General features: G+C 64.7%; 1 protein-coding gene. It reads right to left on the bottom strand.

What is annotated here, in order from left to right; genetic code table 11:
• A partial coding sequence (locus B7G66_RS16480; protein ID WP_048859418.1) for a DUF3363 domain-containing protein occupies nucleotides 1–346 on the bottom strand: 346 nt, incomplete at both ends.

The raw sequence follows: 346 nt of genomic DNA, 5'->3' as shown, positions 1-346 counted from the left end.
GCCTCCAGTGATGGCAGACGGACATGATGCGTGCGCCCGTCCACGCCGTCGATCACCGCATAGGCGCTTCCCTTCAGCTCATCATCCAGACCGCGCGCGACCAGACGTCCGATCACCGGCTCGGCCAGGTCTTCCCCGGCCAGCACCCATGACGACAAGGCCCGTTCGATCCCCTGTTCGCTCAGACCACGGTGGATACGTTTGATGATGTCATTGCGCTGCCCCATCTCGCGCAGGGTGGTTTCCGCCGTTTCATCCAGCCGCCATTGTCCGGCCCCGACCTCATGGGCAAGGCCCATCCATTCCAGTCGCCGCAGCCGCCCGACCTTCATGACCGCGAACGCGT

The organism is Novacetimonas hansenii JCM 7643 (genome assembly GCF_000964405.1).
GTDB classification, from domain to species: domain Bacteria; phylum Pseudomonadota; class Alphaproteobacteria; order Acetobacterales; family Acetobacteraceae; genus Novacetimonas; species Novacetimonas hansenii.
The sequence above is the reverse complement of the archived record's forward strand: the minus strand, read 5'-3'. Positions and strand labels throughout refer to the sequence as shown.